Origin of the sequence: Martinezella lusitana (assembly GCF_010668395.1) — a bacterium.
In the GTDB taxonomy this organism is placed as follows: domain Bacteria; phylum Pseudomonadota; class Alphaproteobacteria; order Rhizobiales; family Rhizobiaceae; genus Rhizobium; species Rhizobium lusitanum_A.
In genome coordinates this window covers 1-1,721 of the sequence record NZ_WUEY01000060.1, presented here as the reverse complement: position 1 = coordinate 1,721, position 1,721 = coordinate 1, and the positions used below count along the sequence as shown (strand labels likewise).

2 protein-coding genes are annotated in these 1,721 nt (G+C 64.3%); both read left to right on the top strand.

The features are described 5' to 3' along the window. A complete protein-coding gene (locus tag GR212_RS36490; protein ID WP_163994989.1) occupies positions 1-750 on the top strand; it encodes an electron transfer flavoprotein subunit beta/FixA family protein in 750 nt (249 codons plus the stop codon). Positions 751-774: 24 nt separating this feature from the next. Further along, positions 775-1,716 (top strand): electron transfer flavoprotein subunit alpha/FixB family protein, encoded by a 942-nt coding sequence (locus GR212_RS36485; protein WP_163994987.1) that lies wholly within the window; start codon positions 775-777, stop codon positions 1,714-1,716. The last annotated feature ends 5 nt before the right edge of the window (positions 1,717-1,721 follow it).

The following is a 1,721-nucleotide window of genomic DNA, read 5'->3' as shown; positions in this document are numbered from 1 at the left end:
ATGAAGATACTCGTGCCAGTGAAGCGGGTTGTTGACTACAACGTGAAGATCCGCGTGAAGGCGGATGGATCGGGCGTTGAGCTTTCGAACGTGAAGATGTCGATGAACCCGTTCGACGAGATTTCGGTTGAGGAGGCGCTGCGGCTGAAGGAAGCCGGCAAGGCGGACGAGGTGGTGGTGGTGTCGATCGGACCTGCCAAGGCCGAGGAGACGCTGCGGACGGCGCTGGCCATGGGTGCGGATCGCGCCATCCTGGTCGAGACCGATGACGCCGTCGAGCCGCTGGCGGTCGCCAAGATCCTCAAGGGCGTGGCCGAGGCCGAACAGCCGGGCCTGATCATCGTCGGCAAGCAGGCGATCGACGACGACAGCAACCAGACCGGCCAGATGCTGGCGGCCCTCTTGGGCACCGCGCAGGCGACCTTCGCCTCGAAGATCGAGATCGGTGATGGCAAGGCCCAGGTCACCCGCGAAGTCGATGGCGGCCTGCAGACGATCGAGGTCAAGCTTCCTGCGGTCGTCACGTCGGACCTGCGGCTGAACGAGCCGCGCTATGCCTCGCTGCCCAACATCATGAAGGCCAAGAAGAAGCCGCTCGACAAGAAGGCGCCGTCCGACTTCGGCGTTTCCACGGAGCCTCGGCTGAAGGTGCTGAAGACCGAGGAGCCCGGTGGCCGCAAGGCGGGCGTCAAGGTCAAGTCCGTCGCCGAGCTGGTCGAAAAGCTGAAAAACGAAGCTGGCGTCCTCTAAGGTCCAGGAAAAGGAGACTTCATCATGGCCATTCTTCTTCTGGCTGATCACGACAATGACCATCTCTCCGACCAGACCGCCAAGGCGCTGACGGCAGCGACGAAAATCGCCAAGGAAACGGCAAGCGATGTGCATGTGCTCGTCGCGGGTGCCGGCGCCAAGGCTGCCGGCGAACAGGCGGCCAAGCTTGCCGGCGTCTCGAAGGTGCTGGTGGCCGAGGATGCAAGCCTTGCCAACAATCTGGCCGAACCGCTGGCGGCGCTGATCGTGTCACTCGCCGGTTCCTATGACGTGATCATCGGTGCTGCGACCTCGGTCGGCAAGAACGTGCTGCCGCGCGTTGCCGCCCTCATCGACGTCGCCCAGGTCTCGGAGATCATCGAGGTGGTCTCGGCCGATACCTTCAAGCGGCCGATCTATGCCGGCAATGCCATCCAGACGGTGCAGTCGACGGATGCCAAGAAGGTGATCACGGTGCGCACGGCCTCGTTTGCCGCAGCGGATGTTAGCGGCAATGCCGCGATCGAGAGCGTGGCGGCTGCCGCCAACCCCGGTCTTTCCTCCTTCGTCGGCGATGCGCTGTCGTCGTCCGACCGTCCGGAGCTGACGTCGGCGAAGATCATCATCTCGGGCGGGCGGGCGCTGGGGTCTGCGGAGAAGTTCCGCGAGGTCATCCTTCCGGTCGCCGACAAGCTCGGGGCGGCCGTCGGCGCATCGCGTGCCGCCGTCGATGCCGGCTATGCGCCGAACGACTGGCAGGTGGGGCAGACGGGCAAGGTGGTGGCGCCGCAGCTCTACATCGCCTGCGGCATCTCGGGCGCCATCCAGCATCTGGCCGGCATGAAGGACTCGAAGGTCATCGTCGCCATCAACAAGGACGAGGAAGCCCCGATCTTCCAGATCGCCGACTACGGCCTCGTCGCAGACCTCTTCGAAGCATTGCCCGAACTGCAAAAGGCGCTCTGAGCGCC